The organism is Zavarzinella formosa DSM 19928, assembly GCF_000255705.1.
Lineage (GTDB): Bacteria > Planctomycetota > Planctomycetia > Gemmatales > Gemmataceae > Zavarzinella > Zavarzinella formosa.
The window spans coordinates 278,231-283,764 of record NZ_JH636445.1; the positions used below are offsets into that span (position 1 = coordinate 278,231).

Annotated in this window: 4 protein-coding genes and 1 pseudogene; 4 read left to right on the plus strand and 1 reads right to left on the minus strand. The window is 57.8% G+C overall.

The window, feature by feature from the left end; genetic code table 11:
* Positions 1-104: 104 nt before the first annotated feature.
* A complete protein-coding gene (locus BGIM_RS0133000; protein WP_020473933.1) occupies positions 105-872 on the minus strand; it encodes a hypothetical protein in 768 nt (255 codons plus the stop codon).
* Between the two features lie 121 nt (positions 873-993).
* Between BGIM_RS0133000 and BGIM_RS0133005 the strand changes: the two genes are divergently transcribed.
* From BGIM_RS0133005 to BGIM_RS65110, 4 genes and pseudogenes are all read left to right on the plus strand, one after another.
* Entirely contained in the window at positions 994-1,749 is a 756-nt protein-coding gene (locus tag BGIM_RS0133005; RefSeq protein ID WP_052640098.1) for an SDR family NAD(P)-dependent oxidoreductase, read from the plus strand.
* Positions 1,750-1,825: 76 nt separating this feature from the next.
* Positions 1,826-2,125: a hypothetical protein gene (locus BGIM_RS0133010; RefSeq protein ID WP_162136314.1), complete on the plus strand. Its 300-nt coding sequence runs from the start codon at positions 1,826-1,828 to the stop codon at positions 2,123-2,125.
* 144 nt (positions 2,126-2,269) lie between these two features.
* On the plus strand, positions 2,270-5,017 hold the full coding sequence (locus BGIM_RS53675; RefSeq protein ID WP_020473936.1) for a DUF1549 domain-containing protein: 2,748 nt from the start codon (positions 2,270-2,272) through the stop codon (positions 5,015-5,017).
* Positions 5,018-5,192: 175 nt separating this feature from the next.
* A pseudogene (locus BGIM_RS65110) lies at positions 5,193-5,534 on the plus strand (hypothetical protein); the annotation flags it as partial.

Consider the following 5,534-nt stretch of genomic DNA (forward strand, 5'->3'; position numbering starts at 1 on the left):
CGGTTGCTCATACCGGCTGGCCAAGTGATGCCCGACAGCAAAGCCCGGCGTTCAGATGATGTTCTGAGCGCCGGGCTTTGCTGTTCTTCTGTCCAACTTCACCATCAGTCGTCGATGGCGAATTCCTTCGCGTCGATGCTTTCCAGCAACTCATAATCCTTGCAATTGATTTCCATGAACTTCTTGCCGTCGTGGTTGACGAGGAGTTTCATGGGAACCAGCACACCGTTGATCTTCTTGAAATCCGAGCCGAAGGTTTCTTCCTTCACGTCATCCATGCCGCCGGTTTCGTTGGCGGCTTTCGCTTGGTGAACGGTGATCGTTTGCAGGCCGGTTTTCTTGTCGAAGTAGAGTTTACAATCCTTCTTGAGGGCGAGAACCTTCACCTCGATGCCCGAGTATTTGACGCCGTCGAACTCGGTATCATCGAGAGCCTTGATTTCAAATTTCTTGGCGTCGAGCAACGGGGTTAGCAGGCCGACTTCTTGCAAGGCGGCCGCGAACCGCAGTTCGTCTTCGTCGGAACCGTTGCCGCCGGGTTGTTTCATGCCGTCAAGGGTGACGGTGTTTTTGATGTTCTTGCCGTTCACCGTTTGGTTGATGACCAAGTTCATCCCGGCGACCTTGGCGTTCATTTCCATTTTGAAACGGTCCGGCGTGGAGTAGGACAGTTTGCCGGTGAACTTGAAGGACATGCCGCCCAGGGCAAATTCGCCGTTCATGTTCAACCGGCCGGCTTTGTACTTGTTCAGGGCATCGGCTCCGCCGTGGGCGTCGATGGCTTTCTTGACGAGTTCCGTGGCCTTGTCGTCGGCCCGGCCGATGCCGCCCAAGGCCAGCACGGTGGCGAGGGTCAGAATCAATGTTCGCATGAGAGAACCTCTCGGAGAATGGTGAGGAGAATCGTCAGATAGTATCCCGATGCCGGTCATTTCTTCAACGGAACCTGCTATAGATTTCTCGTCAATCCCTTATCAATTGGACATTGGCCACATGAATTCTTCCAAAATCGCCCTCGTCACCGGCAGTGGCAAAAAACGGGTCGGCCATGCCATCGCCGAGACGCTGGCCAAAGCGGGATATTCCATCGCCGTCCATTACCGCTCTTCGGAAGCCGAGGCGGCCGAGACGGTGGCCTTTCTGCAATCTTTGGGAGTGAAAGCGGTTGCATTTCAAGCCGATTTGGCGGACGAACAAGCCGTGACCAGACTCATGGACGCCGTCTGGGCTGAGTTCGGTCGGCTTGACGTGTTGGTGAACTCAGCAGCCATCTGGAACCGGAAACCGCTGGAACAAGTCACCGCCGCCGATGTGCGGGAACATTTTGAAACCAACACCCTCGGCACCTTCCTTTGCGCCCAAATCGCCGGGCTGCGAATGGTCGCCCAATTGGAGGGAGGTTGCATCATCAACATCGGAGATTGGGCGGAGATTCGACCGTATCTCGATTATGCGGCGTACTTTCCGTCAAAAGGAGGAGTCACCACTCTAACCCGGTCGCTGGCCGTGGAACTGGGTACGCGGAACCCCAAGGTAAGGGTAAACGCCGTCCTGCCCGGCCCGGTAATGCTCCCGCCGGACATGCCGGACGAAGAACGCCGACAGGCGATCAATGCCACGCTCGTGAAACGAGAGGGAACGCCGCATCATGTGGCGAAAGCGGTTCTCAGTTTGATCGACAACGATTTCATCACTGGCGTCTGCCTGCCGGTGGATGGGGGGAGGTCGATCTATTCGCCGGAAGACTGAATGATCAGCATTGACACACGCACGATTGGTCGAATATACGCAGATAATTCCGGACTTATCGCTCAAGGACTTTATCGTGACTCGCCTTGCTCGCACTTGCTGCATGTTGCTTGTCTTTTCGACATTTGGGTGTGCCAGCACTCGGGAGATCGCCATTGATAAATCCGAAACTCCCAGTTTGAGTGACACCATCATTGGCGGATTCGTGGAGGCGTTTTTCAACTTTGTTTTCGATGCCATATTTGGCAAGAATCAGGACGAGAAGGATTTGGAGAGCTACCGGGAAAGTTGGAACACGCCGGGACGATTGCCAAATGAGGTCGAGGCCGAGGCAAGAAACACCTTCCGAAAAACGCACGGTCGCGATCCTCAATGACAGCCAGCGTCCCCGATCACAGCCAAGTCTCTTAATCCCTCATTTCTCTGACAGTCATTCACTTTTTCGCGTAACCTTTTTTCAACCTCGGGGTTGAACCCCCCATCGGCCCGCTTCGTTCCCGTCTTTCGGAGGTGTCCGCGCATGAGCCGCCTTTCTTTCATGCTGGCCCGTGTGGTTGTCCTGTCCGTCGGGTTGATCGTCGTCGTCAGCATGGCCGAGCCGATGATCGGTCAGGAGGCCAAGGGCAAGTTTGCTGACCCGGAAAAGGCGTTTGAACTGGCCGACAAAGACAAGGACGGCAAACTCTCCAAGGAAGAATTCAAAGCCCTCATGTCTCTCGGGGGCAAACTCAAGGACAACCCGAAAGTTGGCGATTTCCTGTTTGACCGGCTTGATGCTAACAAGGACGGCAAACTGAGCCTCGACGAGTTCAAGAAACTCCGCGAGATGGGGGCCAAAGGGAAGGATGGCTTCCCCAAGAAGGACATGCCGAAGAAGGAAGTCGATCCCCCGGCGTCCAAGGCGGGCAACGAGAAGCCGACGGCCGAACAAGTGGCGTTCTTCGAGAAGAAGATTCGCCCGGTGCTGGTGGCCCAATGCTATTCCTGCCATTCCGAGGAGGCCAAGAAGGAGAAGGGGGGCCTCCTCCTCGACACCCGTGACGCCATCCGCAAAGGGGGCGAAACCGGCCCGGCCGTGGTCCCTAATGATCTGAGGCGAAGCCTGCTCCTGAAAGCCATCAAATATACAGACGAAAATCTGAAAATGCCCCCGAAGACGAAACTCTCGGACGAGGTGATCGCGGATTTTGAAAAATGGATTTCCACCGGCGCGGCCGACCCGCGCGAAAGTCATGCGGCCGTTGCCCATGCCAAGGAAATTGACATTGAAAAGGGTCGGCAGTTCTGGGCCTTCCAACCGCCGGTGAAAACCCCGCCCCCGGCGGTTCAACAAACGACTTGGCCGAAGAATGACACGGACAAGTTCATCCTCGCCGGGTTGGAGGGCAGGGGCCTAAAGCCGGTGGGTGACGCAGATAAAAACACCCTGATTCGCCGGGTTTATTTCGATCTGATCGGCCTGCCACCGACACCCGGCGAAGTGGAGGCGTTTGTCAAAGACCCCTCGCCGAACGCCTTGGCCATCGTGATTGATCGCCTGTTAGATTCCCCCCGTTTCGGCGAACGCTGGGGCCGGCATTGGCTGGATGTGGCCCGCTATGCCGAGTCGAGCGGCAAGGCGGCGAACTTCGGTTATCCCCATGCGTGGCGATATCGGGATTATGTGATCGAGAGTTTCAACAAGGACAAACCGTTCGATCAGTTCGTCCGGGAACAACTCGCCGGGGATTTGCTGAAAGCCAGAGACGAGCGTGAAAAAGCCGAATTCGCCATCGCCACCGGCTTCCTTTCCATCGGGCCGAAGAACCACAACGAACGCAATCCGATGCAGTTCCAAATGGATCTCGCGGATGAACAAATCGACACGACTTTTCAAGCGTTCATGGGCATGACCGTCGCTTGTGCCCGCTGCCACGACCACAAGTTCGATCCGATTCCCCAGAAGGATTATTACTCCCTCGCCGGGATCTTCCGCAGCACGGAAACTTGTTACGGCTCCGTGCGGACGCTTCAATCCAACCACCCCAGCCCGCTGATTCCCCTTACGGCCGAATCGGGTTACACGCCCGGCATCGAGCCGATGACGCTCGCCCAGCGAACGGCCTTGGAAAAGCAAATCACCGACTTAAAGGAAGAGCAAGCCAAAGCCTTCAAAGAGGGTGGCTTCGCCTCGATGGCCGCCATCCGCACCCGCGTCCAAATCGGCCTCCTCGAAAGCCGGGCCACGATGTACGATAAGGACGGCCAACCGAAACTGCTGGCGATGGGCGCCCGCGAACGCTCACGGGCGTCGGACACGGCGATTCTTGCCCGCGGGGAAATTGACAAACCCGGCGAACGGGTGGCCCGAGGTTTCCCGCAGGTGATGACCGCCAAGCCCGTTTCAATCACCTCGGGAAGCGGCCGCAAAGAACTGGCCGATTGGATGGCCTCGGACAAGAACCCGCTGACGGCTCGCGTGTTCGTCAACCGCGTCTGGTCCCACTTGTTCGGCCAAGGCATCGTCCCCTCGCCGGACAACTTCGGCGCTTCCGGCCAAAAGCCGGTCAACCAGCCCCTTCTGGACACTCTGGCCGTCCAGTTCATGAAGGACGGCTGGGGCGTGAAGAAACTGATCCGCTCCCTGATGTTGAGCCACGCTTATCAACTAGCCAGCGTCCAAGACGCCAAGAACTTCGACCTCGACCCGGAAAACACGTTGCTGTGGCGAATGAGCCCCCGCCGATTGGAAGCCGAGCCGATCCGGGATTCGATGATGGCCATTTCCGGCCTGATGGATTTGAAGCCTTCCACGGGTTCCGATGTCGCCCGAGTCGGCGAAGGCCCGGTGCAGGCGTTGCAACGCTTCCAAGGCCCGTTCCAAAAAGACAATCCGCACCGCACCGTCTACCTGACAGTGATTCGTGAACAATTGCCGGAAGCTCTGACGCTGTTCGACTTCCCGGACCCCAACGCCGTCGCGGGCGAACGGGCCACGACGACGGTTCCCGCCCAATCGCTCTACCTGATGAACAACCCGTTCGTGATCCGGCAATCGGAGGCCGTCGCCGACAAACTGCTCGCCTCCGGGGACGACGAACCGAACCGCATCAAGCGGGCTTACGAGATGTTCTACGCCCGCCCCCCGAACGACCGGGAAGTGAAGGCCGCCGGTGAATTCCTGACGGCCTACGCCAAGCAGTTCGGCGGTCGGGATGCCCGCCGCAAATCGTGGTCGGCGCTGGCTCAGGCGATGTTCGCCTCGGCGGAGTTTGCGAATTTGCGGTGAGCGGAATCAAACACAGCAAGAGCCCCACTGCGTCAGCGGTGGGGGTAGCTGCCACACTCAGAAAGCAACCCCCACCGCTGACGCAGCAGTCGTGTGAAGATCTTTGGAAATCGTAACGTCTGATGAGAGCGGGAGTTATTATTCGCGTTGAGGCGGTTTTGAGCAGGAGACGTGGATGGAAACCCAAGAGATGCCGTTTGAGGCGAGTGTTTTAATGCGTCTCCCGCTGGCGGAGGCGACGCTTCGGTTGATGCGGCATGTGCTCGATCCGGCCGAACTGGACCGGTTGTACGACGAGTTTCGGGGAGGGTGTTACCAACGTCAACTGACGTTTTCCCAAATGGTTCAACTCATCGCCGATTGCCTGCTCGGGCCGGCGGAAAGCGCCCGGGAGCGGCTGTTGGAGGCGGACGAACAGGACGAACTCCCGGCCACGACCCGGGCTTTTTACGACAAGCTGTCCCGGTCTCCCATTGAGGTATCCGCCCGGCTGGTCGGTCATTGCCACGAGCGGTTG

What these genes read in the sequence shown, in the direction of transcription:
- BGIM_RS53675 (WP_020473936.1), top strand. Translation starts at nt 2,270, where the DNA reads ATGAGCCGCCTTTCTTTCATGCTGGCCCGTGTGGTTGTCCTGTCCGTC.
- BGIM_RS0133000 (WP_020473933.1), bottom strand. Translation starts at nt 872, where the DNA reads ATGCGAACATTGATTCTGACCCTCGCCACCGTGCTGGCCTTGGGCGGC.
- BGIM_RS0133005 (WP_052640098.1), top strand. Translation starts at nt 994, where the DNA reads ATGAATTCTTCCAAAATCGCCCTCGTCACCGGCAGTGGCAAAAAACGG.